The 23,804-nt window shown below is 44.1% G+C and carries 25 protein-coding genes and 1 tRNA gene; 12 read left to right on the forward strand and 14 right to left on the reverse strand.

Going from position 1 to position 23,804, the window contains the following annotated elements; all coding sequences use genetic code 11:
• Positions 1-32: 32 nt before the first annotated feature.
• Together AC59JT_RS07435 and AC59JT_RS07440 are read right to left on the reverse strand one after the other, a co-directional pair.
• Positions 33-740, reverse strand: coding sequence for a DNA alkylation repair protein (locus AC59JT_RS07435; RefSeq protein WP_497397339.1), 708 nt, complete (start codon positions 738-740; stop codon positions 33-35).
• 2 nt (positions 741-742) lie between these two features.
• Complete coding sequence (locus AC59JT_RS07440) at positions 743-1,696, reverse strand: hypothetical protein (RefSeq protein ID WP_497397341.1); 954 nt, start codon at positions 1,694-1,696, stop codon at positions 743-745.
• Positions 1,697-1,777: 81 nt separating this feature from the next.
• Between AC59JT_RS07440 and AC59JT_RS07445 the strand changes: the two genes are divergently transcribed.
• Positions 1,778-2,560 carry a HipA family kinase gene (locus AC59JT_RS07445; RefSeq protein WP_497397343.1) on the forward strand — a complete coding sequence of 261 codons (783 nt, stop codon included), beginning with the start codon at positions 1,778-1,780 and terminating at the stop codon, positions 2,558-2,560.
• A complete protein-coding gene (locus AC59JT_RS07450) occupies positions 2,538-2,921 on the forward strand; it encodes a DUF3037 domain-containing protein (RefSeq protein ID WP_497397345.1) in 384 nt (127 codons plus the stop codon). Before AC59JT_RS07445 ends, AC59JT_RS07450 begins: the two co-directional genes overlap by 23 nt.
• Here the strand turns inward: AC59JT_RS07450 and AC59JT_RS07455 are convergent.
• Complete coding sequence (locus AC59JT_RS07455; RefSeq protein ID WP_497397347.1) at positions 2,918-3,523, reverse strand: NanQ anomerase/TabA/YiaL family protein; 606 nt, start codon at positions 3,521-3,523, stop codon at positions 2,918-2,920. The two genes, AC59JT_RS07450 and AC59JT_RS07455, sit on opposite strands and share 4 nt — an antisense overlap.
• 218 nt (positions 3,524-3,741) lie before the next feature.
• On the opposite strand from AC59JT_RS07455, the gene kduI reads away from it, so the two are divergent.
• The 6 genes from kduI (at position 3,742) to AC59JT_RS07485 (ending at position 9,964) form a co-directional block, all read left to right on the forward strand.
• Positions 3,742-4,572, forward strand: a complete 831-nt coding sequence (kduI, locus tag AC59JT_RS07460) for a 5-dehydro-4-deoxy-D-glucuronate isomerase (RefSeq protein ID WP_497397349.1) — start codon at positions 3,742-3,744, stop codon at positions 4,570-4,572.
• Positions 4,573-4,590: 18 nt separating this feature from the next.
• Positions 4,591-5,409 (forward strand): SDR family oxidoreductase, encoded by an 819-nt coding sequence (locus AC59JT_RS07465; protein WP_497397351.1) that lies wholly within the window; start codon positions 4,591-4,593, stop codon positions 5,407-5,409.
• Positions 5,410-5,457: 48 nt separating this feature from the next.
• A complete protein-coding gene (locus tag AC59JT_RS07470) occupies positions 5,458-6,753 on the forward strand; it encodes an MFS transporter (protein WP_497397353.1) in 1,296 nt (431 codons plus the stop codon).
• 120 nt (positions 6,754-6,873) lie between these two features.
• Positions 6,874-7,908 carry a LacI family DNA-binding transcriptional regulator gene (locus tag AC59JT_RS07475; RefSeq protein WP_497397355.1) on the forward strand — a complete coding sequence of 345 codons (1,035 nt, stop codon included), beginning with the start codon at positions 6,874-6,876 and terminating at the stop codon, positions 7,906-7,908.
• Between the two features lie 87 nt (positions 7,909-7,995).
• The gene (locus tag AC59JT_RS07480) at positions 7,996-8,781 is read left to right on the forward strand and encodes a DUF4350 domain-containing protein (protein ID WP_497397357.1); all 786 of its coding nucleotides are present in this window, start codon (positions 7,996-7,998) and stop codon (positions 8,779-8,781) included.
• Between the two features lie 28 nt (positions 8,782-8,809).
• The gene (locus AC59JT_RS07485; protein WP_497397359.1) at positions 8,810-9,964 is read left to right on the forward strand and encodes an aldose epimerase family protein; all 1,155 of its coding nucleotides are present in this window, start codon (positions 8,810-8,812) and stop codon (positions 9,962-9,964) included.
• 319 nt (positions 9,965-10,283) lie between these two features.
• Here the strand turns inward: AC59JT_RS07485 and AC59JT_RS07490 are convergent, their stop codons facing one another.
• From AC59JT_RS07490 to AC59JT_RS07500, 3 genes are all read right to left on the reverse strand, one after another.
• Positions 10,284-13,148, reverse strand: coding sequence for an outer membrane beta-barrel protein (locus AC59JT_RS07490; protein WP_497397361.1), 2,865 nt, complete (start codon positions 13,146-13,148; stop codon positions 10,284-10,286).
• A 95-nt stretch (positions 13,149-13,243) separates the two neighbouring features.
• The gene (locus AC59JT_RS07495; RefSeq protein ID WP_497397362.1) at positions 13,244-14,209 is read right to left on the reverse strand and encodes a hypothetical protein; all 966 of its coding nucleotides are present in this window, start codon (positions 14,207-14,209) and stop codon (positions 13,244-13,246) included.
• A 6-nt stretch (positions 14,210-14,215) separates the two neighbouring features.
• Positions 14,216-14,503, reverse strand: coding sequence for a hypothetical protein (locus AC59JT_RS07500; protein WP_497397364.1), 288 nt, complete (start codon positions 14,501-14,503; stop codon positions 14,216-14,218).
• Between AC59JT_RS07500 and AC59JT_RS07505 the strand changes: the two genes are divergently transcribed.
• From AC59JT_RS07505 to AC59JT_RS07515, 3 genes are all read left to right on the forward strand, one after another.
• Positions 14,471-14,544 (forward strand) — tRNA-Pro (locus AC59JT_RS07505). The genes AC59JT_RS07500 and AC59JT_RS07505 overlap by 33 nt on opposite strands.
• Positions 14,545-14,625: 81 nt before the next feature.
• Positions 14,626-14,778, forward strand: coding sequence for a DUF4180 domain-containing protein (locus tag AC59JT_RS07510; protein WP_497397366.1), 153 nt, complete (start codon positions 14,626-14,628; stop codon positions 14,776-14,778).
• Positions 14,779-14,795: 17 nt separating this feature from the next.
• The gene (locus tag AC59JT_RS07515) at positions 14,796-14,978 is read left to right on the forward strand and encodes a DUF4180 domain-containing protein (RefSeq protein WP_497397367.1); all 183 of its coding nucleotides are present in this window, start codon (positions 14,796-14,798) and stop codon (positions 14,976-14,978) included.
• Positions 14,979-15,024: 46 nt separating this feature from the next.
• On the opposite strand, the gene AC59JT_RS07520 is transcribed toward AC59JT_RS07515, so the two are convergent.
• The 8 genes from AC59JT_RS07520 to AC59JT_RS07555 all read right to left on the reverse strand — a co-directional run bounded on the left by AC59JT_RS07520 (position 15,025) and on the right by AC59JT_RS07555 (position 23,188).
• Entirely contained in the window at positions 15,025-16,017 is a 993-nt protein-coding gene (locus AC59JT_RS07520; RefSeq protein ID WP_497397369.1) for a glycoside hydrolase family 43 protein, read from the reverse strand.
• A 94-nt stretch (positions 16,018-16,111) separates the two neighbouring features.
• Positions 16,112-17,209, reverse strand: coding sequence for an AI-2E family transporter (locus tag AC59JT_RS07525; RefSeq protein WP_497397371.1), 1,098 nt, complete (start codon positions 17,207-17,209; stop codon positions 16,112-16,114).
• 33 nt (positions 17,210-17,242) lie between these two features.
• Positions 17,243-17,611, reverse strand: coding sequence for a hypothetical protein (locus AC59JT_RS07530; RefSeq protein WP_497397373.1), 369 nt, complete (start codon positions 17,609-17,611; stop codon positions 17,243-17,245).
• Between the two features lie 39 nt (positions 17,612-17,650).
• Complete coding sequence (locus AC59JT_RS07535) at positions 17,651-19,312, reverse strand: aromatic amino acid hydroxylase (protein WP_497397375.1); 1,662 nt, start codon at positions 19,310-19,312, stop codon at positions 17,651-17,653.
• The gene (gene hppD, locus AC59JT_RS07540; RefSeq protein ID WP_497397377.1) at positions 19,309-20,433 is read right to left on the reverse strand and encodes a 4-hydroxyphenylpyruvate dioxygenase; all 1,125 of its coding nucleotides are present in this window, start codon (positions 20,431-20,433) and stop codon (positions 19,309-19,311) included. Before hppD ends, AC59JT_RS07535 begins: the two co-directional genes overlap by 4 nt.
• Before the next feature lie 96 nt (positions 20,434-20,529).
• Positions 20,530-21,687, reverse strand: coding sequence for a homogentisate 1,2-dioxygenase (locus tag AC59JT_RS07545; protein ID WP_497397379.1), 1,158 nt, complete (start codon positions 21,685-21,687; stop codon positions 20,530-20,532).
• Positions 21,688-21,689: 2 nt separating this feature from the next.
• On the reverse strand, positions 21,690-22,304 hold the full coding sequence (locus tag AC59JT_RS07550; protein ID WP_497397381.1) for a flavin reductase family protein: 615 nt from the start codon (positions 22,302-22,304) through the stop codon (positions 21,690-21,692).
• Complete coding sequence (locus AC59JT_RS07555; protein ID WP_497397383.1) at positions 22,301-23,188, reverse strand: fumarylacetoacetate hydrolase family protein; 888 nt, start codon at positions 23,186-23,188, stop codon at positions 22,301-22,303. The genes AC59JT_RS07550 and AC59JT_RS07555 overlap by 4 nt, the downstream gene beginning before the upstream one ends.
• 141 nt (positions 23,189-23,329) lie before the next feature.
• Here AC59JT_RS07555 and AC59JT_RS07560 point away from each other — a divergent pair, with 141 nt between their 5' ends.
• Positions 23,330-23,803, forward strand: a complete 474-nt coding sequence (locus AC59JT_RS07560) for an Lrp/AsnC family transcriptional regulator (RefSeq protein WP_497397385.1) — start codon at positions 23,330-23,332, stop codon at positions 23,801-23,803.
• Position 23,804: the final 1 nt, after the last annotated feature.

Genomic DNA, 23,804 nt, shown 5'->3' on the forward strand with positions numbered 1-23,804 from the left:
AATTATTTGATGTGACCATTAGCACATCTATCCTAACATTTTACAGTTTTTTTCTTTTTACCCCATGTGCCGCGGTCTTTTACCTTGTTTATGTAGGTAACCGGGTCGGGGACTTTGCAGGAGGTTCCGCCCATGTCAACCATCACGGTTCCTATAGTTTTTGTTGCCGCCAAAACCTCATCAGTTAAAGTAGGTACATAGCATCCTAAAGCTATTAAATAACCGTTCATGGTATAACGCACCCGGTTATCGGCGGTGTGAATTGTTTTAACAATACGGTCCATTAAATTTTCTAATAGGTCCATAGGTAATTGGTTGTTAGGTTTCAAAGCCATTATATGCGATAGCGAATTCCATCCAGCAGAAGCGATGTTTTCATCCTTTGATTCTATCCACTCTAAAGCCAGCTCAAACCCATAATTACTACCGGCAGCTACCCATGGCACCGTGTACTCGCAAATGTTTTTTGATAAGGCCTGTTCAACCCACAACTGCAGGTCAGCTTTGGTCATTTGTTCGTCGTCGGCAATCAGGCCGGCAAGGTATTGGGCATCGGCATTGCCCGTGGCATAAAGGTCTTTAGCCAGTTGGTAGTCTTTTTTTATTTTCTTTTGAATGGGTTTCAAGTACTCCACCTTCACGCCAAAAAAAGGCTCCAATACACCATGCCGCATTAGTATCGTTTTTATTTTTTCGTCGCCGCGGCTTTCCAGCTCCGCCATTATTTCTTTTACGGTCATATTTATAAATCGGGGTTAAATTTTACCCAATATAGATCGTCCTGTCCGTTGCCGGGTTTGTTTAGTAGTGCTTTTAATTTATCGTAGGCGGTTTCTTTGATATCAGTAAAACCTGCGCTCATGCGGTTGCTCGTAAATACCAGGTATTTTTTATCGGGTGTAACATACGGACAGTAATCCAGCGCGGTTGAATTTATTTGCGATGGCAGATGTTTTGCCGCAAGCCATTTACCGTCTTTATCTTTTTTGCTGATGTAGATATCACCGCGCCCTATGTCGTCGGCCCTGCCAAACGAACTGAATAAAATAAACTGCTCATCCGGATCAACAAAAGCGTTAAACTCGCCGTAGGTGGTGTTAACGGTTTCGGGTAAACTCTCGGGCTTATTATAACTGTTTCCGCTGCGCGTACACACAACAATATCTTCGTCACCTTTACCATATGCCGCCACTACGGTAAAATAAAGGTTACCGTTTTTGGCTACACTTGGGTAGAATTCGTTCTTCTCGGTATTTACAGTAGTACCCAGATTTTCAGGTTCGCCAAATTGGCCGTTGGGTAAGCGGGCAACCTTCCATAGGTCAAAGTCTTTTTTTGTAATACCAGCTGTAACCGGCCTGTCCGAAGCAAAATAGATGGTTTTCCCGTCAGGCGAAAAACTGGCTTCAAGGTCGCGGTATTTGCCCGAGAAGGGAGCTATATGTGCCTTGCCCCATTTGCCGCCTTCTTTACGCATATGCACAATGCTGGTGGTAAGCAGTTTGGTGGTGAAAAACAATTCGGTGCCGTCGGGAGATAAAGTGAAATCGCGGTTACCCAGTTCATCGGATATCAAACCGTCGGCAAATAGTTGCGGTACGTCACCGGGCGGTTTTGGGGCGGGATAGCTGATCTGCGCTGAAACTTTCATCGCGCCCAGCAAAAATAAAACGGTAACTAAGGCCTTGTGGTGCATGGTTTTAATTTTGCGTGAATATACAAAGCAAAACAAATATTGGTATCAATTTAGGATAAATGAGTAGTTTTAAAACCTGATATGGAACTACGGATAGTAAATGTTACACGCTACGTTACCCCTTTACGCGAAGGAGGCTCATTGCCCGCCATTGCCGAGGCCGACGACGAGTTTTTATATGTACTTAAATTCAGGGGAGCAGGGCAGGGCCTTAAAGCGCTTATTGCCGAACTGATAGGCGGCGAACTAGCGCGTACTCTCGGTTTTAAAATACCCGAACTGGTTTTTGCCAACCTCGACGAAGCTTTTGGCCGTACCGAACCCGATGAAGAAATACAAGATCTGCTGAAAGCCAGCGTAGGCCTTAACCTGGCACTGCATTATCTTTCGGGCGCTATAACTTATGATCCGGCAGTAACTAAGCCCGATGCTTTAACCGCATCGCGTGTGGTATGGTTGGATTGCCTGATCACCAACGTGGATCGTACGCCCCGTAACACCAATATGCTGATGTGGCACAAAGAGCTTTGGCTGATAGATCATGGCGCGGCTTTATACTTTCACCATTCGTGGGATAACTGGAAGGAGCAAGCCCTGCGCCCGTTCGCACAGGTAAAAGACCATGTATTGCTGCCTTGGGCGACTGAACTGGATGCTGTGGACGCTGATTTTAAAGCTATACTAACAGAAGACAAGATAAGCGAGATAGTTGCTTTAGTACCCGATGAATGGCTGGTTACCGCCTGGGACGAAGAAACTGCCGACCAGAAGCGCGAAGTATATATTCAATTTTTGCTGACACGGATAGCCGCATCGGCCACCTTTGTAAATGAAGCTAAAAATGCCCGTGAAACACGTTTTTGAGTACGCCGTTATACGTGTTGTACCAAGGGTAGAGCGCGAAGAGTTTATGAATGTTGGTGTTATTGTTTACAGCAAAACGCAAAAGTTTTTACAATGCATTATCACCATTGATGATGCTAAGCTGGCGGCTTTTACCAACGAAGCTGATTTGGATGAGGTAAAAGCCAATCTGCACGCTTTCGAGGAAATATGCAAGGGAAATAGCACTTGCGGACCGATAGCCCAACTGGACGAAGCATCACGCTTTAGATGGTTGACGGCTACACGAAGTACCGTGGTTCAGGCTTCAAAAATACACCCGGGTTTGAGCGACGATATCCCTCGAACCCTGGTGAAACTTCACGCGCAACTGGTGCTTTAGTTGGTATAGCGTATTTTTAGTACTACCTTTTTTACTTTATCATATCCATCAGCATGTACCCCGGGGCTGTGTGCCTCCTGCGGGAACAAAATGACCATGGTATTGCTATCCGCATCAAAGTAAATAGCATTGCTGCCTAAAGCGTAGTTGGCAGCATCGCCGCGCTCATTGTATGGCCTGGTGACCGTTGCTGTTGCTACCGGCATCATGCCAATTTTCTCTTTGCCTTCAATCATTACGTGTACATCAATATACTGTTTATGCGATTCCCAACCGGCTTTATCCGCAGGTTTTGGGTTGCCGACAGATACCGCAGCAAAAACATTTTCTCCGTCAATAGGATGTTTACCTACCGAGAAGGTATCTAGCTTGGCAGTGCGCAAAAATGCGAAGGCTTTATCCCACCATGCTTTGTTGGCTTTGTATTGACGGGCAAATTCTGCGCTGTTAAGGCCTGGTTGTACTTTTAATGTTAAACCGTTCCTCCAGTCGCCTTTGGCAACCCAGGCGTCGGCCGCTTTATCAGTTTGTGCCGATGCTGTATTGAAAGTAAAACATACTAGTGCCAAAAGGCCGAAGAGATAAGTCGCTCTTTTTCTCATAACAAATAATTTAGTTTCCCGATGTGGCTCGGGGTAATTGGTTCAATACTCAATATTACCAATATTTGATGGTAATATTAATGCTGTATGCTAAATTTTACGAAAACGAAATAGTTTTTCAAAACCTACATCGATTGCGTAAAAATATCAGGAAGCCGGGCGTTTTATTGATCGATAAATTGTAAAATTGTGATTCATAACCAAAAAATCTAATAATCTTGAAATCTATTTATAGCGTCCATCCGGAGGACTTTAAATCATATCAAACCGCTACCATACGCGATCGTTTTTTGCTTGATGGTATAGTAAAAGCTGATGAGATCAACTGCGTTTACACCCATTATGATCGTATGATCGTTGGTGCCGCTAACCCGGTAAAGCAACAACTCGAACTGGAAAATTACCCTAACTTAAAAGCAGACTATTTTTTACAACGCCGCGAAATAGGCATCATCAACGTAGCCGGCGACGGTAAAATAGAGGTTGATGGCCAAAGCTACAATGTAAATAAGCTGGATTGCCTTTACATTGGTAAAGGTGCTAAAAGCGTAAAGTTTTCGAGCGTTGATAGTAGTAAATCCGCTGTATTCTATATCCTTTCAAGCCCGGCGCATACCACTTATCCAACTACGTTGGTAACTAATGAAGACGTGGTAAAAGTTGCAGCCGGCGATGTATCAACAGCTAATAAACGTACTATTAATAAATATATACACGCCGATGGTATACAAAGCTGCCAATTAGTAATGGGCCTGACTTTATTAAGCGATGGCAGCGTATGGAACACCATGCCTGCCCACGTGCACGACAGGCGAATGGAAGCTTATTTTTATTTTGATGTGCCTGAAGGCCAACGCGTGTTTCATTACATGGGCGAGGCCGACGAAACACGTCATATTATCATGGCCAACTACGAGGCAGTGGTATCTCCACCTTGGAGCATACACTCGGGTAGCGGTACAGCCAACTATAGCTTTATTTGGGGCATGGCCGGCGAAAACCTGGACTACACCGATATGGACCTGTTAAATGTTACCGATCTTAAATAGCTAAAAATATTATATAAAGTGGAAAATAACTTCTCGTTAAAAGGTAAAGTAATCGTAGTAACCGGCGGTACCGGCATTTTAGGCAAATCGTTTGTTAACGGTATTGTTGAAGCAGGTGGTACCGTAGGTATTTTAGGCAGAAACCAACAAGTAGCCGAAGAACGCGCCGCGGCCATTAACGCTAACGGCGGTCAGGCTATTGCCCTTGTTGCCGATGCAATGGATGAAGCTGCCCTGATAGCTGCAAAAGATAAAGTACTGGCAGCTTACGGCCGTATTGATGGCCTGGTAAATGCTGCCGGTGGAAATATGCCGGAGGGTGTTTTATTACCGGATCAGGATCTGTTTAAAATGAACATGGCCGGTATGAAAAAAGTAACTGAGCTTAACCTTTGGGGAACCTTAATACCTACACAAATATTTGGCGAAGCTATTGTGCAAACTTCGGGCAGAGGTAGCATTGTTAATATATCGTCCATGAATTCAAAAAGCGCGGTTACCCGCGTATTAGGGTACAACATGGGTAAAGCTGCTGTTGATTGCTATAACCAATGGTTTGCTGTTGAACTGGCTAACCGTTACGGAGATGCTATCCGCATGAACGCACTTGCACCCGGCTTTTTCCTTACCGAACAAAACCGCAACCTGTTAACCAAGCCGGATGGGGGCTATACCGACAGAGGCGAAAGAGTGATCCGCAACACGCCATTTAAACGTTTTGGCGATCCGGATGAGTTGATCGGTGCGCTGGTATGGTTACTAAGCGACGCTTCGAAATTTGTTACCGGTGCTATGATAACCGTTGATGGTGGTTTTTCCATTTTTAGCGGCGTATAGTTATATTTATAAAACACAGGCATTTAGCCTCACCTAAATACACCAATTATGACACAACCAAAAATAGGGAACTACCGATGGGTAGTGGTTTCCCTGCTATTTTTTGCAACAACTATAAACTACCTAGACAGGCAGGTTATCGGCTTGCTAAAACCAACCCTGGAAGAACAGTTTAGCTGGACGGAAACCGACTACAGCCATATTGTAATGGCCTTTACCGCTGCCTACGCTATTGGTTTGGCTGCCTTTGGTGCTTTTATTGATAAGATAGGTACCAAAATGGGTTATACCATTTCTATTATTGTTTGGAGCGTTGCAGCTATGGCGCATGCTTTGGTACGTTCAACCTTTGGCTTTGGTCTGGTTAGGGCTGCTTTGGGAGTAGGCGAGGCCGGTAACTTCCCGGCGGCTATTAAATCGGTGGCCGAGTGGTTTCCTAAAAAAGAGCGTGCATTTGCAACAGGTATATTTAACTCGGGCGCTAATATTGGCGCGGTAGTGGCACCTATTATGGTTCCGCTTATATTGGGTTGGTATGGTTGGGAAATGGCCTTTATATTAACCGGTGCTATAGGTTTTATTTGGCTGATATTTTGGTGGTTATTTTATGAAGTACCAGCACGCCATAAAAAAATAGGTAAACCCGAGTTTGATCACATCCATAGCGATGTTGAGTCGGCGTCAGAGATTGCCAATAAAGACAAAAAAGTAAAATGGGCTAAATTACTGGCTGTACGTCAAACCTGGGCTTTCGTTTTTGGCAAGTTTTTAACTGATCCTATCTGGTGGTTCTTTCTATTCTGGTTGCCGGGCTATTTTGCAAGCACCTTCGCACTCGATTTAAAAAAACCGAGTCTCCCGTTGGTAATTGTGTATACAGCTACTACTATTGGTAGTATTGGCGGCGGTTACCTGTCTTCTTACTTTATAAACAAAGGCTGGCCTATATTTAAAGCCCGTAAAACCGCTATGCTTATTTTCGCTATATGTATAGTGCCTATATTTACAGCGCAGTTTGCAACCAATATATGGCAAGCAGTGGCTTTAATAGCCTTAGCTGCAGCTGGGCACCAGGCCTGGAGCGCTACCATATTCACAACAGCTTCAGATATGTTCCCTAAGCGCGCGGTAAGTTCCGTTGTAGGTATTGGTGGTATGGCTGGCTCTATCGGTGGTATATTGTTCCCGATTTTTGTTGGCTTTATTTTAGATAAGTACAAACTGGCGGGTAACATCACGGTAGGATATAATATCATATTCTGCATATGCGGCAGCGCTTACCTGATAGCATGGTCTATCATGCACTTCTTCGCACCAAAAATGACGCAGGTAGAACTGGATTAACCATCAACTACAAAGCAAAAGCAGGTATAATAACTTAATCATTACTTTAAGTTATTATACCTTTTTATATTAAAAATACCTACTTTAGCTATTAAACCCGCTATAAACAGACAGATGCCTATGAACAGTTTTAAAGCCATAACAATGCACGATATTGCTAAGGCTTTAAACCTTTCGGCTTCAACGGTTTCAAAGGCTTTAAGCAACAGTTACGAGATAAGTGATAAAACCAAACAGCGCGTAATTGAATATGCAAAGGCCAATAACTATCGCCCCAATTTAATTGCACAGAGCTTAAAGCAAGGGCATAGCAAATCAATAGGCGTTGTTATATCAAGTTTAGATAACCATTTTTTTTCGCAGGTTATTAACGGCATCGAATCGGTAGCGCATGATGAGGGTTACAATGTGATATTTACCCAAACGCATGAGTCGTATGACCTGGAGACGAAAAATGTAACGCACCTTGCGCATCGTTCGGTAGATGGTTTATTAATTTCCCTTTCAACCGAGACTACTAACATCGAACATTTACAAACGCTGCAGCAGCAGGGCTTGCCTATCGTTTTTTTTGATAGAGTAAGCAATGATATGGCTACCCACAAAGTTACCGTAGATAACGCTAAGGGAGCGTATGATGCAACCGTACATCTTATCAAATCAGGTTTTAAAAATATAGCGCATATTACCAGCTCGGCCAATACATCGGTTACAAAAGAGCGGGTATCCGGCTACACAAAAGCCTTAGATGATTATGGCGTTCCAATTAAAGATCAGTATATTAAGTACTGCAATTTTGGTGGAAAAGACCGCGTAGAGCTAAAACAAAAAATAGACGAACTTTTAGCCCTTAACCCACGCCCTGATGCTTTTTTTACTGCATTTGACCGCGTTACTACCGAGACATTAAGCATTTTGCATGAATTTAAAATAGCTATCCCGCAAGAGATCGCCTTATTAGGTTTTACCAATACGGTATTGGCTGATGTTTTAAATCCGTCGCTATCGGCGGTTTATCAGCCCGGTTTTGAAATAGGAGAAGAGGCTACACATATGTTGATCAGTTTGATCAAGAGTAAAGAAGTGATAACTCAGTTTGAAACCAAGGTATTACCAACAAAGTTGATTATCCGAAACTCTACTCAAAAAAAGTAAGTTTTACGGCATTTTAATATATCTTTATAGCATGCCCGCCTAAAGGCATGCCCAGTACATAATAATTATAAACCAACCCGTCTGCATATGAAGAACAGGTTATTAGTTTGTGCGCTTGTAATTTTAGTAAAAACAGTGCCATCCGCTTTAGCGCAAACCGTTACGCTTGATTATTATTTTAACCACGAAACCCGGAGGACTCCTGCGGGCCCTGAGCGTTATCATTACCTGTGGACAGAGAAAAAAGATCCCGGATTTGCCATTTGGGGCAACGTTTTTACGGCCAATGGCTTTAAGTTAGATACTTTAGATAAAGCGCCAACCCTCGCTAATTTAAAAAATACCGGTGTATACATCATTGTTGATCCGGACTCAAAAAAAGAAAATCCAAACCCTAATTATATCACTGCGCAGGATGCTGAACAGATAGAGCAATGGGTAAAAGCCGGAGGTGTGCTGGTGATGATGGCTAATGATAGCGTGAATGTGGAGCTACCGCATTTTAATATACTGGCAGAAAAATTCGGTTTACATTTTAATAACGATTTGCCAAACCACGTTATCAACGATCAACATTTTGCCGATGGGGAAGTGGTGTATGCGGATAATGATATATTTACCTCAAAACCTAAGCTGTTTTTAAAGGATGTATGTAGCATTACTTTAAACAATCCGGCAGCTAAAGCGGTATTTAAATCGGCCGAAGGCAAATCAGTTATAGCGGCAACTGTTAAACATGGTAAAGGTATGGTGTTTGCCGTTGGCGATCCATGGCTTTATAATGAGTATGTAAACGGAAGGCTACCCGCGATATATCAAAATGATATAGCTGCCAAGGAGTTAACCATCTGGCTTAAAAAGCAATCCAAATAATCCAACTTAAAAAAACAATTATAAAACCATGAAATTAAAATTTATAGCAGGTGTACTACCCGCCTGCGTGCTGTTAATGGCGGCGTGTAATTCGTCAACCAACAAGTCTGATACAGATACCTTAAAAACTGATACGATCGCAATGTCAAGCGACACCGGCGAGTTAAAAGGCGCATCGTTTTACGTGCTTACCAATAAAAACAATGTTAAAGCCGTATTTACCAACTACGGTGGTCGTTTAGCCAGCCTTTGGGTGCCTAATAAGAAAGACACGCTTACCGATGTGGTAGTAGGATTTAAAACAGCCAAGCAGTTTAAAGAATCTACCGAGCCATATTTTGGCGCTACCATTGGCCGTTACGGCAACCGTATTGCCAAGGGCAAATTTATGTTAGATGGCAAAGAGGTTCAGTTAACTATTAACAATGGCCCTAATACGCTTCATGGCGGTAAATTTGGTTTCCAGGATGTGATGTTTAATGCCGAGCAGCCAAACCCGCAAACTGTAGTGTTTACCTACCTGTCTAAAGACATGGAAGGGGGTTTCCCGGGCAACCTTAATGTTAAGGTTACCTATAGCCTTAACGATGCTAACGAACTGCACATGGATTATGAAGCGACTACCGATAAAACTACGGTATGTAACTTAACCAACCACGCTTTCTTTAACCTTAATGGCGAAGGCAGCGGTACTATACTTGATCATAAAGTTTGGTTTAATGCAGCTAAATATACTCCGGTTGATTCGACTTTGATCCCGTTAGGTACATCAGACCCTGTTGCCGGCACTCCATTTGATTTTAATAAACCAACAGCTATCGGCGCACGTATCAACGTTAAAAATGAGCAGCTTAAAAACGGCGCGGGTTATGATCATAACTATGTGTTACGTAGCGAAGGTGCCGGTAAATTTACCCATGCGGCTACTGCAACCGGCGATAAAAGCGGGGTAGTAATGGATATTTACACCCAAGAGCCGGGCTTACAGTTTTACAGCGGTAACTTTATGCAAGGTAAAAACACTTTCAAAAACGGCAGCAAAGACGATTACAGAACAGCTTTCGCTATGGAAACTCAACACTTCCCTGATTCGCCAAACCAGCCTTCGTTCCCAACTACTACTTTAAAACCAGGTCAGGTTTACAAAACCTCATCATACTACAAGTTTTCGGTAGTTAAGTAATCAAACTATCGTATCTAAATAAAGAAAGAGATCTTATGGTAAAACATAAGGTCTCTTTCTTTATGGAGGAGTTTTTATTATCTACATTGCGAGTATTTCTATGTTAGATTGGCTAATAAAGTAATTTTATCGTGCCTGAGGGCATGTTTATCTAAAAGACAATGATGCCCAGCGCGAGACACATTTGAAACAGCGCACGATGGCACAGGACTATTTGATTACAGGAGTATACTCTGCGACTCAAATTGCATAACATAATATAAAACAAAAGGCCTCCCAAAACGGGAGGCCTTTTGCTATGGTGGAACTTCTGATTAGTTTAGTTATAGATAAAGCTACCATCGCCGCGGCGCTGCATGTTGCGACCGTTACGTTGTGGCCTGCCACTCCATTTTTGGAAGTTTAAACGTACGCCAACCAGGAAGTAACGGCTTAAGTTGTTTGACAGGGTATTGGTAACACCTTGTGCATCCTGTGTTTGTTGCACAAAGTTGTTTTGTTTAAGTAAGTCGAAGGCGTTGAAGGTTACAACAAGGCTTCTGTTAGCAAAAAACTCTTTCTCCAATCCCGCATTTAAAATTAATGGGTTGGTATTTAAATTACCCAAACCGCTTACGTAGCTTTTTGATACCCTGTAGTTAACCTGGAAGGTTTTCAGGAAGTACATACGGCTGGTCAATACAAACGAGTTTGTTTCAAGCGAAGTAGTGCGGGCACCTCGTGCTGTAGAGAAAGATCTGTTTAAGTTGTACTCATAAAAAGGGTTGATCTCCAACCACTCTGCAGGGTTTAACTGCGGGCCAAAACGTTGTGATAGTGACCATTGCGTTGTATGATATAATAAGCCCTCGCTCATCGCATTGCTGTAATTATACCTGATGTTTCCATTTAACGAGAAGCTGTAAGCACGGTCTGAAAAGCTTTTTTGAATGGTGTAATTAGTGTTGTATTGTTTTGAACCGTTAATGTTAACATAATTAACCTCTTGTATGGTTCTGTTTAAACCGCCGCCAATTGATACCGCCTTACGGAAGGTATTGGTAGTAACTTGGTTGTCATAAAGCGTAACACCGGTATTTAAAGACAAACTTAATTTCGCGTTAGCTAGATAATTGTTGTAGCTACCAGAAATAGTATGCGTAAATGTAGGTTTCAGATCGGGGTTACCGATAATGATATTATTAGGGTTTGATACATCAGTAAATGGTTGTAACTGGGCAAAGTTTGGCTCCTGGTTGCGGCCGGTATAAGTAATTTGTAACCTTTCTGTACGCGACCATGAGTAAGCCAAACGTGCAACCGGTATAATACGGGTGTACGAGCGGCTTGTTGACAACGCCTGGCCGTTAGATGTATTTACTTTACTGCCATTTAATACAAACGGAACTACTGCGGCACCTAACGAGAAGTTAAACTTGGTACCGTTATAACGGTAGTTTAATGATGCACGTGTTTCGGTTATATTGTAGTTGTAAATATTATCCATTAAAGTATTGCGCACCACGGTGCCATCAGCCCGAACGCTGTCAGCCAAAGCGGTGTTATCGTACTCAGACCTTCTTATCTGCCCAATAACCTGTAATTGCGATAGTTTGCTCAATGGTTCAACATAGGTTGCGGTTGTAGTGTAGGTAAGATTGTTGTTAACACGATTAGTCAGAATGTGCGCTACCGAATCGCGAAGCTGTGTATTAAATGTTTCATCAAGGTAGTTCCTGGTATCAGTACGTCTGTCGGTATTAGCGTCAGACTCTGACTTGGTCAGGTTAAATTGCAATGATATATTACGTTGTGGTTTTTTAAATATATGCAAGTAAAAAGCGTTAATACCGTAGTTTTTAGATATACCATCACTAAGGCTGGTTGCAGATTCAAGCCTATGCTCAAAGCCCGTTGTTGTATAGTTGTTAATATAATCTGTACGCGAGTTTGAACTTGAGTTTGTTGTATTGTAGCTAAAGCTTGGCGTTATTTGTAAAAAGTTTGCGCTGTCAATATTGTGCTCTATCTCGAAGTTTAAACGATGGCCTCTGCTGCCGTTTTGGCTATCGCTTTGCTCATCAAATTTACTTGGGCCAATAGCGGTATAACGCTCGCCAAAGCTTTTGTTGGTGCTGTTATTATCATTAAAAGTATAAGCGTAACTGCCTACAACCTGTGTTTTTTTACTCCACTGGTCGCGATAGTTAAACGATGCAGAGCCGGCTTTTGTAGTGCCCGGCGAAGCGCCGCCACCATTAGCACCTCCGCGGCCGCCACCTCCGCCACCGCCATTGCCGCTTCCGCCTGTACTAGCGCCGCTGCCCGAAACTCCGTTAACGGTGTTACGGAAGCTGCCAATTATACCCAACTGCTGGTTAGCATTGATGCGTTGTAAAAACAGTTCGGAATTAAAGCGATCATTATTACCGGCCTGTGCGGTTAAGCGCCCTGTTGTACCCACAGATTTATCGGCCTGGGTGGTAATATTCAATACTTTTTGCGGGTCGCCATCTCTAACACCTGTACGTGCGGCCTGGTCGCCGTAGTCGTCAACTATCTGTATCTTTTCAACAATATCAGCAGGTAAGTTTTGAATAGCTTGTGCCACGCTGCCGCCGGCGTATTCTTTGCCGTTTAGTTTAGCCCGGGTAACGCTCTGGCCCTGGTGGGTTAACGATCCATCGGTGCCTACTTCCATGCCTTCCATTTTCTTGATCAACTCGTCTACAGTTGCATTTGGGCGTGTTTTGTAGTCGCTGGCGCGATATTCAACAGTGTCGGGTTTGTAAGTGATGCTTGGGGTACCATCGATCTTGATCTCTTTCAGCATATTGTCTGATGATTTAACCTCAATCGGATCAAGCACGATGTTTTTTATGGCATCGTTATTTAAATATTTACGGGTTTCGGTTATAAAGTTAACGCCGGTGATGGTGAGCACAAAGGTTGCCTCTTTCACATTTTTAAATAAAAATATACCATCAATATTGGTTGCTGTGCGCACGGTGTCTTTACCGGCTACCAGTTTAACGGTAGCGCCAACAACACCCTCGCCGGCTTTATCTTTAATAACGCCGCTAACTTCGCGGGTTGCTACAGGTGGCGGCAGGGCAGTGGTAGTATTACTTCTGCCGCCCGGAACCTGGGCAAACAGCCTGCCTGATGCAAGGATCAGTACAAGCAAAAGAACGATTTTTTTCATTGTTGTGAGTTTTGTATAGGTACAAGCGTCCCTTACTTACCAAGTGTAAGCTACGTTTGTACCCAATAATTATGATTGTTGGTTTGAGTTGTAAATTATGGTTTAGCTATGGTAGCTACTTTCTGAGCTAAAGCATATTTGCCCCAAAAATCAGTAGGTGCTATCAGTTCGGCAAAGTTTATGCCTCCGGCCGGGCCACCGCCGCCACGGGTGTTGCCACCACCGCCGCCGCCGGTACGTCCTCCGCGACCACCACCGCCGCCGCCGAAGCCGCCTCCACCACCACCGCCAAAGCCACCGCCACCGCCTCCGCCAAAGCCACCGCCGCCCTGGCCTCCGTTTTCGTTGTCACGATTAGGGATTGAAAGGCCGTTAAGCTTAACGTTGTAAGCCATTTCTTTGGTGTTAGCCAGGGTAAGATCAAGGGCTTTAAGTGGTATTGCCAGTTCGTAGGTGAAGTCGCCTTCATCTGTAAAAGCTATAGCTGCCTTGATGTTGTGCTCGTTGTATATAGATATGATAGTATCTGTAATATCTTTAAAGCCGATAGCGCTTATGGTTTTGCTTGCGGTTACAAACTGTTTACGTGCTTCGGCTACAGCTGCTTTTGATGCCGAATCGGAAGCGGCGCCACGTTGACCGCCACCAAATCCACCAAACCCGCCGCCGCCGCGTTGGCCACCGGCACCACCAGCACCGCGTTGACCGCGTGACGCACGGGTTACAACAGGATAGGTAACGATAAATGACTCTTCAGCTTTTTTCTTACCTGCCGTATTTAGTGTGAAGGTAATACCGCCTGCCTGTATCTTAGCATTGTTAGTGGCATCTGTCGACTTTACGGTTAAGTATAAGTTTTTATCGTCGTTAGAGATGGTGTAGTACAGCTTGGTACTTTTGTTATAAGCGTGAAAGGTATCATTCCACTCGCCTAGTTTTCCGTCAACCTTAACGGTTGGGGCCCACGAGCTTCCTTCCTGAACGTTCTTTAATTTGTCTTGGGCAAAAGCAGTAACCGTAAAGAGTGCGGATAATGCCAATAGGGTGCTTTTTTTCATCATTTTAAATTAGGTTTGGTGCATTTTTTGATGATTGACTATGAAAGTAGGGCTTAGTTTAATCACTTTTTTAATGTCATATAAATGTTGCACAGCCCTTGCTTCAATGTCATACAAATGTTGCACAAACGTTGTTTTTACAGGTAATTTCACACTTTTTAAACTGGAGTTATCTGCCCTGAATGCTTTTATTAAGTTAATGAAAAAGTTCTTTAAAAAAATATTTGCAACAGTAATTTTAAACCTTACCTTTGCAATCCGTTTCGGGATGTAGCGTAGCCCGGTATCGCGCCACATTTGGGATGTGGAGGCCGCAGGTTCGAATCCTGCCATCCCGACTCTAAGTCGATACCGATCAAAACCTCTGAATTTATATTCAGAGGTTTTTTTGTTTTAAGGTATATCCTCTTCAGTTTATCATGCAAATCATCACTCACCATAAAAACGATATCCAAATAGCCGAACTATCTTCGGATGACACACTTATTACTACGGCCGAAGAGGGCGCACAATTATTGGCTGACCTGTATTACCAAGGTTTTGACCTGATAGTTTTAAGGAAACACAGCTAAACCCGGATTTCTTTGAGTTGAAAAGCGGCCTGGCAGGTGAGGTACTGCAAAAATGTTCAAACTTCCGGATACGTTTGGCTATTGTAGGTAGCTTCGACGATGTGGCATCTAAAAGCCTTCGCGATTTTATCTATGAAAGTAATAAAGGTAAAACGGTGAATTTTGTTAGTTCTTTAGCGGCCGCTCTGGAACGTGCATAGCCATTAAAAAAAAGAAGCCCTGTAAAAACTTACCGGGCTTCTTTTTTTAATATTGAACTTCGGGCCAGCCATCTTTATAAACAACCGGACTGATCAACATTACACGTGTATTGCCTTTGCTGCCTGCTTCATCTAATATGGCGTGATATGCTATATAGATATTCCCTTTGGCATCACGGAAAATAGAATTGTGGCCCGGAGCCAGCCATTTACCTTTCTTCTTTAATATTACGCTGCTATTGGTTTTACGAGCTTCGCCTAGGGTTTCAAACGGGCCGAACGCGTTTTTTGATCGGGCAACCAATACTGCATAATTGGCATTGACACCACAGCAGTTATCGCCCGAATAATATAGATAGTAGTAACCATTTGCGTAGTCTACCCAGCTTCCTTCTAATAGGTTGGTGTATTTGGCTTCCTGTTTGGGTTTAATAAGTTGCGTCGGCTTACTGCCAGATTTAAAGGTTTTCCAGTCATCGGTTAGTTCCTGCACCATTAAGGGCACAAAGCCCGAACCCCAGTACAATAGCTTTTTGCCGCTTTTGGGGTCAACCATAGCGTAGGGGTCTATATTGATAAAACTTTTGCCGGTTACCAATGGCTTGCCCATATCAACAAACGGCCCTTCAGGCGATTTGGCGAACGCTACTCCCAGACATTTACCTACGCTATCAGCGTTGTTATGTTGCGCCGAGTAAAACATGATATACTGCTTAGAAGCCTTATCATATAACACATGCGGAGCCCAGTAATCTCCCTTACCCCAAGTGGCGCCGGTGGGCAGGGCATCGGGCAGATCATCCCAGTGTTGCATATCTGTTGATACGGCCAGTTGAATATGACTATACTTACCGTTTGTTCGCGAATTAGTTGCGTAGGCATAATACTTGCCGTTGGTCTGTATAACGGTAGGGTCGGCAAAGTTGTGATTTAAGACAGGGTTGTTAAGCTGAGTTTGTGCTTTCGCTTTTATGGTAAAAGAAGCAATAACAAGTAAAGCTCCCACAAAGCGCGTAGTTATTTTGTACGACTTTAACATAGGCTAATACGGTTATAATTGATAACTAAATGTAGCCTAAAATATCAGCAGATAAAATGTTTAGTAAAGATTGAGACGATTTTACGATTCGGTGTTATTTTTTGAAGATACCTTTTATCTTATCTATAAAACCGGGTGAATTTTTAGCCTCGCGTTCGCATCCCAACAGGAAACCATAAGGTTTAAGTGGCTCAAAATGATCGCAGGCAATTTTTATCATGCCAAATAAGGGTATAGCCAGCACCATGCCCGCAATGCCCCATATCGCTTCGCCAATAACAATGCAGACGATGGTGAAGAAAGGATTAAGATCAACCTCGCGACCAACAACCAGCGGCTCCAATAAATATGATTGTACGAATTGTATGGTTCCGTAGGTTAGTAGTATGCCTATTACCAAAGTAATATCCGCGCCCTGTGCTATGTTTAGTAGTACCGTAACGGTGGTGCCTGTAAGGTTGCCTACAAATGGTATGATCTCCAACGTGCCGCATAGTATGGCAAAAAACAGCGCGTATTTTACACCAATTACCGAGAAGCCAATGCCGTATAATATCCATAAGGAAAGTATCATCAGCGCCAGCCCGCTTAAATACTTTTGCGAAACCTCGCTGGCTTCGTAAACCATGTCGGCTACGTTGCCTTTTTGTTGTGAGGGTACCGCTTTACGCAGGAATTGCATCAAATGCGTGCGGAAATACATCATCAGGAAAATATATACCAGTACTAACACCACATTTATCGCCATACTTAAAAAGCCGCTGGTAGTTTGCATGATCAAGGCCGCGGGGCTGCCGGCGCTCTCTACCTTTTGGATAACTTTTTTCTGTTCGTTGGCGGCTATGCCAATATGCTGAGTGATGTATTGTTGCACCTGGTTGCTCATTTCGGTAAGGCGCTCTTTGATCTGGTCAAAATCGCTGGCCAGGTTTGATACCTGCCACGCCAACAGCCCGAATATCAAAGTAAAGGACAGGATCAGCACCAAAATACAAATAACCGCCGCCAGACCACGACCAATACCCCGCTTCTCCAGTTTTTTACTAAAGGGGATGAGCAGCATAGCAAACACCGACCCAAAAGCCAGCGGCGCCAACAAACCCTTGCCAAAATACAGGATGGCACTAACCGCGATAGCGATAAATAGTATTAAACTGAGTTTAACCAGATAGGGTAGTTGATAAGCAGGCATAGAGGTGTAATGTTAGGTATATCAAACTATGTACTATCCGCGTAAGCGAAGATCCGGTGCTGCTATTTTTTCGATAACCAGGCTGCGGTTGCCGGTAGCGTCAACACTTACATCCACAGCGCCATGGTTGTTAAACGCGTCCACGGCTTCTTGTGCTTCGCGGGTTGATACGGCGTGTATGGTTACAATAGTGCCTGTGCGGCCCAGGGTGGCGTAATGGTCGGCATAGGCCTGGTTGTCAAAAAAATGCGCGAAGAAATCGCCAACCCGGTCGGTTTCGGCATTGCCGTCGCTTTGGGTGTGTACGTCAATGTTCTCGCTTTCAAACTCGTTTGCCAACAGGTAGTCGCTCACCTGTTCGGCCAACTGCGGGTCTGCAAATATTCCAATTACTGTGATCATACATACAGAAATGAATAAGCAGCCTAATTGTTTTACGGTTTATAAAGCAGGTTCTTTAAGCAGTTGCAAGCCATCATTTATAAGCTTGGCAAGCTCAGGGTCTTTATCCGCCTTTTGTTGCAGATAGCAAGCTATTTCCGCATCGTTTTTGATTTCCAGTATCTCCAGGGAACATAGCCAATCATCAGGGTGATTGGCTTTCAAATCCAGCCAGATATCTTTTAAATGCTCACGGTGTATATTAAACTGTCTGCAGGTGCGCACGCGTTGATATAACCTGTGCAGTGCCTGTGTTTTGTTATCATAAACAGGATGGTAGGTAGTTGTTTTTGGGCGATAGCCTATCTCTTCAAAATTATCCTTATCGGCTGCGCCGCTGAAAACCGAAATAATGCTTTCGCCCAGGGCCATGTCATAATCTCCCCATTCGGGTTTAAAAAGTGTTTTACCGTCCGGCGATGTGACAGTACAATTAATGAAAGTTATAAGTTGAGGTAAGATGTTTTTTATTTGACCCTTAACGATAACGCCACTATCGAAATTGAGTTGAACAATTTCACCTACTTGTAATTCATTATTCGCCTTAAACTTTCCGACAGGCGAGCCGTAACCACCTTTATGATAATCCTTATCATGCCCGGGCAATTGTTTACCATCAACAGCCAAAGCCGCCGGACCGGTAAATTGTATATAAGCATCAGGTGTAAAACTGCTTAAAGTGCCCGAAACCTGTAGGCCCGAACTGTAAACCACAGTACAGGTGTTGTGACTATCCAAAGCTTTTTGCAAGCCATGGTTGCCGCCTTTACGGAAAGCCATGCCGTCGGCAAACTGCTCCAGTACGTTTATCAGGTTTTGAAAATCATCCGTAACAAATAGCTGCTTTTGCGGCTGGGTTATATCATAACTGTAGTTTACCGCATCAATGGTATACCAAAGTTTCGCTACTTCAGATTTCATGCAGGTAGCACTTTCGCCTATAGATGATAGCAAGCCTGCGCCGTAAATTTTAGGATCTTCTAATGTACCGATCAATCCATATTCCACCGTCCACCAATGCAGGCGGCTTAGCAGTGCCATTTCTGATGGTTCGCCCAGGTTTTGCTGGCAGAAGTCTAGGTGCTCTTCGGCTTGCTTTAGTTCCTGCGGATCAGCATCGGGCATCTCTTTTAAAATAGATAGTGCACGGATAGCCTCATACAATTCATAATCCTGAGCCGAGTACATGGCTTTTGCACCTATTGAACCAAAATAACTCAGGTACTGGTGGTAATCGGGCTCGGCAATAATAGGAGCATGACCGGCAGATTCGTGAATAATATCGGGCGCAGGGGTGTAGGCTATGTGGTTTAACTGGCGGATATCTGCAGCTATCACCAATACTTTATAAGCCTGGTATTCCATAAAAGCGGCGGGCGGTATAAAGCCGTCAACGGTAACTGCGCCCCAGCCAATTTTGCCCAGCGCGTCGTTCATCTCCTGCAGATGGGGGATGTGTTCAATAGTAAGCCCGGCCGCTTTCAGTCCCGGTATGTAGGGGTAGTAAGCAATATCCTTAAGGTGATTGTAGTTTTGACGCATTACGTAGCGCCACACGGCCTGGTCAACCGGGGTATAGTGCTCGTAATGCTGCTCCACAATATATTGCCGCAGGTGTTTGGGTAATGCGGCTACCTGTTTATTGCCAAAATCGTTTATCATAAATTGCCTCTTAGTTCTTGTTCGCGCTCAATGGCCTCGAACAAGGCTTTAAAATTACCTGCGCCGAATGATTTGGCGCCTTTACGTTGAATGATCTCGAAAAAAAGTGTAGGCCTGTCCTCAACCGGTTTGGTAAATATCTGCAGTAAGTAGCCTTCGTCATCCCTGTCCACCAAAATCCCTAAACGCTCTAAGGGTTCCAGATCCTCATCAATATGGCCAACGCGGGAGGTTAGCTCGCGGTAATAGGTAGTGGGTACAGTTAAAAACTCAACACCGCGACTTTGTAAATTTGTTACGGTTCGTACTATATCGTCAGTTGCTAGCGCGAGATGCTGTACACCTTCGCCCTCATAAAACTCCAGGTATTCTTCAATTTGCGATTTCTTTTTTCCTTCGGCAGGTTCGTTGATCGGGAATTTAACGTAGCCATTTCCGTTACTCATTACCTTGCTCATCAGGGCCGAATATTCTGTTGATATCATCTTATCATCAAATGTCAAAATATTGCGGAAACCCATAATATCCTCGTAAAAATTAACCCATTGATTCATTTTATGCCAGCCCACATTTCCCACGCAGTGGTCAACGTACTTTAAGCCCGTGTCGGCAGGTTTATAGTTTGAATGCATGGGGCCATATCCAGGCAGGAACAGACCGTTATAGTTTTTACGCTCGATGAACAGGTGCACCGTTTCACCATAGAGTTTGATGCCGCTGGTGCGTACTTCGCCAAACTCATCCGTAATAGTTTTTGGCTCCTGGTATGGTTCGGCACCACGTGCGGTGGTTTGTTTAAAAGCATCGTAAGCGTCATCAACCCAAAGTGCCAGTACTTTTACGCCGTCGCCATGTTTTTTGATGTGTTCGGCGATTGGGTGATCGGAGTGAAGCGGCGTGGTCAGCATCAGCCGTATCTTACCTTGTTGTAAAACATATGATGCGCGATCGCGTACTCCCGTTTCCGGCCCGGCATAGGCCAGGTCCTGAAAACCGAAGGCGGTTTTATAGTAGTGTGCAGCTTGCTTGGCATTGCCTACGTAAAATTCCACGTAGTCGGTGCCATTTAGGGGCAAGAAGTCTTGTTGTTGATTGGTGATATTTATTGTTTGTGTTTCCATGGTTTTTTGTTGTAATGTTTTAAAGTTGTAAGGTTGAAATGCTCATGCAGGCTGGTCAAACTTTACAACCTTTCAACATTCCAACCTTACAACGCGTTAGCTTATCCAGCTTTTATAATAATTCTCATCCTCAATTCTCAACGCTTCTTCGGTCAACATCAATGGGCGAAAAGGATCTATCATCACGGCCAATTCATCCGTACTTTCTTTACCAATTGATTTTTCTACCGAACCCGGCGCCGGGCCATGTGGTATGCCGCCCGGGTGTAGGGTGATCTGGCCTTTCACTACATGTTTGCGGCTCATAAAATCACCATCTACATAATATAGCACCTCGTCGCTATCCACATTGCTGTGATTATAAGGTGCAGGGATTGATAGCGGGTGATAATCAAATTTGCGCGGCACGAATGAGCAGATCACAAAATTATGCCCCTCGAAAGTTTGATGTACAGGTGGCGGTTGGTGCAGCCGACCGGTTATCGGCTCAAAATCATGGATAGAAAATGCCCATGGATAATGGAAGCCATCCCAGCCCACAAAATCAAAAGGGTGGGTGCCGTACACATACGGATATATCAGCCCTTGCTTTTTAATCAGTATTTTAAAATCGCCTTTCTCATCATGCGTTTGTAGGTTTTCGGGGCGGCGGATATCGCGTTCGCAATAGGGCGCGTGCTCCATTAACTGCCCGTAATTGTTCAGATACCTTTTAGGCGGGCGTATGGGGCTGAAGCTTTCGATAATAAAAAGACGATTAGTTTCGCCGTCAAACTCCATTTGGTAAATAGTACCGCGAGGAATAATCAGGTAATCGCCATATCCAAATTTGATGTCGCCATAGCCAGTTTTTAGCGTGCCTGTCCCTTCGTGGATGAATACTACCTCGTCAGCCTGGCTATTCTTATAAAAATAATCAGTCATTAATTTGCGCGGCGCGGCCAGCGAGATATGCAGATCTCTGTTTACTAGCACGGGCTTACGGCTTTGCAGGTAGTCATCCTCAGGTTTTACGTTGAAACCAATAAGGCTGGTATGCTTTAAATGTTTTTCGCGGGCTATCTTCGGTTCAACCGAGTATGGCTCACCCAACTCCTTAACCAATGTTGGCGGGTAAGCATGGTAAACCAATGAGTAAACGCTCGAAAAACCTTCGGTTGATACCAGTTCTTCGGCATATAATGAACCATCGGGCTTACGAAACTGCGTATGCCTTTTGCGCGGGATGCTCCCTAATGTGTGGTAAATGGGCATAACTATATGGGTTTTGGTAGTTTAAATAGATCTGTTGTGCGGCAATACCAATCGCCGCCAAGTCGTGCTACTAAATCAAAGTTTTGTTGGATGGGTTTATCGTCGGCATCCAGCAGATCATCACGTAAGTGAATGGTTTGCACTTCGGCGATAACCAGGTTGCCTGCGCCTGCACCTTTGCCTAAAGGCATAATGTGCTGCACGGTACATTCCAGTTGCACAGGCGACTCGGCTACACGTGGCGGTTTTACATGGATGGATGGTAACTCGGTTAAACCAACTTCGTTAAACTCGTTAACGCCTTTGGCATACTCGGCGCTGGCCTGGTTTACCTTGTGAATTATATTATGATCAACCATATTAACCACGCACTGGCGCATCTCATAAATGTTTTCTAAAGTATGTTTGGTGGTATTATCACGCACCCGGCGCGACGGTGAAAAGATCAGTACCGGCGGATTAGCGCTAAACAGGTTAAAAAAACTAAACGGACTCAGATTTACTTTTCCCTCACGATCAACGGTACTCACCAGCGCAATAGGCCTTGGCGCAACGGCATGCAGCAGGTAATTATGTACCTGCGCGGTGCTTAGATCGGTGGCGTTGAAGGTTCTCATTTTTTTAGGTTAAGGATTGACCAATCGGTTTCTTCGGCTATGATGGTGTTTTGCAGTATACCCAGGCCTGTTATTTCCATTTCTACCACATCGCCTGCTTGCAGCCATTGTGGTTTGTATTCGGGATCGTGGAGCAATCCGGTGCCGTTTAATTCTAAGAAGCAACCTGTACCCACCGTGCCAGATCCGATTACATCGCCCGGGTATAGCGTAACTCCGTAAGATGCTCGTTCAATGATCTCGGCAAATGTCCAATCCATATCGGCCATATTACCGCGTGATACTTCAATGCCGTTTACCTTGCAGGTCATATCCAAATTATAGGCGTTGCCTGTGTGACCGGGCTTTGGTGCACATTTGTATTGTTCCAGTTCATCGGGGGTTACCAGCCAGGGGCCTAATATGGTGGCAAAGTCTTTTCCTTTGGCGGGGCCGAGGTTGAGCAGCATTTCCTCCATTTGCAGGGTGCGCGCGCTCAGGTCATTCATAATAGTATAGCCTTGTATATAATTGTCGGCATCGGCGGCTTTGATGTTACGGCCTTGTTTGCCTATTACAATAGCTACCTCCAGCTCAAAATCAAGTTTCTCAAAATGGTCGGGCATACAATAAACAGGGCCCGGGCCGTAAATAGCCTGGTGGTTGGTGAAATAAAAAATAGGGTACTGGTCAAACTCTTTGATCATGTCCAACCCGCGATTGCGGCGTGCCGAGGCTACGTGTTGCCTGAAGGCGTATCCATCGCGGCATGAAGGTGGGTGGGGAACAGGGGCAAGCAACTCATAATCATCCACCTTTTGATCGGTTTTTAAGTCGTAAAGCAGTCCGTCAATTAGTTGGCCTTGCCGTTTCTGATCATATTTTTTATAGGTTACCAGTTTCATTCATTAAAGTTCGGGACTTGCTGAATGGATAACACCATATACCGTATAAATTCGCTCCGTATCCGATAAATTGAAATTATTTCGGATAGAATACGGTTTGTAAACTTTAAATTTGATCTATCCGAATTAAAACCGAAAAGTATGTTCGATAAACTTGATGCAACCGACATCCGCATCCTGCAGATATTGCAGGATAACGCGCGTTTAACAAATAAAGAGATAGGAGAGCAGTTGTATAAAAGCGCCAGTACTATTAATGATCGCATACGCCGCATGCAGGAGAAAGGCTACATTAAAAAATATGTAGCGGTGTTGGACCATAAAAAAATTGATCGCGGGCTGACGGCATTTACCCATGTTAAGTTAAAGGATCACAGCAAAGAAAATCTGTTGTTTTTTGAAAACGAAGCCGTAAATGCGCCCGAGGTGTTGGAGTGTTACCACATGTCGGGCGATTATGATTTTATATTAAAGATAGCTGTAAAAGATCTGGACGCCTACCACTTATTCCTGATGAATAATTTATTCGAGACCGCCCAGATCGGATCAATACATAGCACCTTTGTAATGCGCGAAGCCAAATCAGAAATGGTATCGCCTATACAGCCGCTTTGAA

This window comes from Mucilaginibacter sp. A3364 (genome assembly GCF_059690715.1).

Excerpts from the sequence above, each read along its gene's own strand:
- AC59JT_RS07435 (WP_497397339.1), bottom strand. The coding sequence starts at position 740 with ATGACCGTAAAAGAAATAATGGCGGAGCTGGAAAGCCGCGGCGACGAA.
- AC59JT_RS07440 (WP_497397341.1), bottom strand. The coding sequence starts at position 1,696 with ATGCACCACAAGGCCTTAGTTACCGTTTTATTTTTGCTGGGCGCGATG.
- AC59JT_RS07445 (WP_497397343.1), top strand. The coding sequence starts at position 1,778 with ATGGAACTACGGATAGTAAATGTTACACGCTACGTTACCCCTTTACGC.
- AC59JT_RS07450 (WP_497397345.1), top strand. The coding sequence starts at position 2,538 with ATGCCCGTGAAACACGTTTTTGAGTACGCCGTTATACGTGTTGTACCA.
- AC59JT_RS07455 (WP_497397347.1), bottom strand. The coding sequence starts at position 3,523 with ATGAGAAAAAGAGCGACTTATCTCTTCGGCCTTTTGGCACTAGTATGT.
- AC59JT_RS07470 (WP_497397353.1), top strand. The coding sequence starts at position 5,458 with ATGACACAACCAAAAATAGGGAACTACCGATGGGTAGTGGTTTCCCTG.
- AC59JT_RS07475 (WP_497397355.1), top strand. The coding sequence starts at position 6,874 with ATGAACAGTTTTAAAGCCATAACAATGCACGATATTGCTAAGGCTTTA.
- AC59JT_RS07480 (WP_497397357.1), top strand. The coding sequence starts at position 7,996 with ATGAAGAACAGGTTATTAGTTTGTGCGCTTGTAATTTTAGTAAAAACA.
- AC59JT_RS07485 (WP_497397359.1), top strand. The coding sequence starts at position 8,810 with ATGAAATTAAAATTTATAGCAGGTGTACTACCCGCCTGCGTGCTGTTA.
- AC59JT_RS07490 (WP_497397361.1), bottom strand. The coding sequence starts at position 13,148 with ATGAAAAAAATCGTTCTTTTGCTTGTACTGATCCTTGCATCAGGCAGG.
- AC59JT_RS07495 (WP_497397362.1), bottom strand. The coding sequence starts at position 14,209 with ATGATGAAAAAAAGCACCCTATTGGCATTATCCGCACTCTTTACGGTT.
- AC59JT_RS07500 (WP_497397364.1), bottom strand. The coding sequence starts at position 14,503 with ATGTGGCGCGATACCGGGCTACGCTACATCCCGAAACGGATTGCAAAG.
- AC59JT_RS07510 (WP_497397366.1), top strand. The coding sequence starts at position 14,626 with ATGCAAATCATCACTCACCATAAAAACGATATCCAAATAGCCGAACTA.
- AC59JT_RS07520 (WP_497397369.1), bottom strand. The coding sequence starts at position 16,017 with ATGTTAAAGTCGTACAAAATAACTACGCGCTTTGTGGGAGCTTTACTT.
- AC59JT_RS07525 (WP_497397371.1), bottom strand. The coding sequence starts at position 17,209 with ATGCCTGCTTATCAACTACCCTATCTGGTTAAACTCAGTTTAATACTA.
- AC59JT_RS07530 (WP_497397373.1), bottom strand. The coding sequence starts at position 17,611 with ATGATCACAGTAATTGGAATATTTGCAGACCCGCAGTTGGCCGAACAG.
- AC59JT_RS07535 (WP_497397375.1), bottom strand. The coding sequence starts at position 19,312 with ATGATAAACGATTTTGGCAATAAACAGGTAGCCGCATTACCCAAACAC.
- hppD (WP_497397377.1), bottom strand. The coding sequence starts at position 20,433 with ATGGAAACACAAACAATAAATATCACCAATCAACAACAAGACTTCTTG.
- AC59JT_RS07545 (WP_497397379.1), bottom strand. The coding sequence starts at position 21,687 with ATGCCCATTTACCACACATTAGGGAGCATCCCGCGCAAAAGGCATACG.
- AC59JT_RS07550 (WP_497397381.1), bottom strand. The coding sequence starts at position 22,304 with ATGAGAACCTTCAACGCCACCGATCTAAGCACCGCGCAGGTACATAAT.
- AC59JT_RS07555 (WP_497397383.1), bottom strand. The coding sequence starts at position 23,188 with ATGAAACTGGTAACCTATAAAAAATATGATCAGAAACGGCAAGGCCAA.
- AC59JT_RS07560 (WP_497397385.1), top strand. The coding sequence starts at position 23,330 with ATGTTCGATAAACTTGATGCAACCGACATCCGCATCCTGCAGATATTG.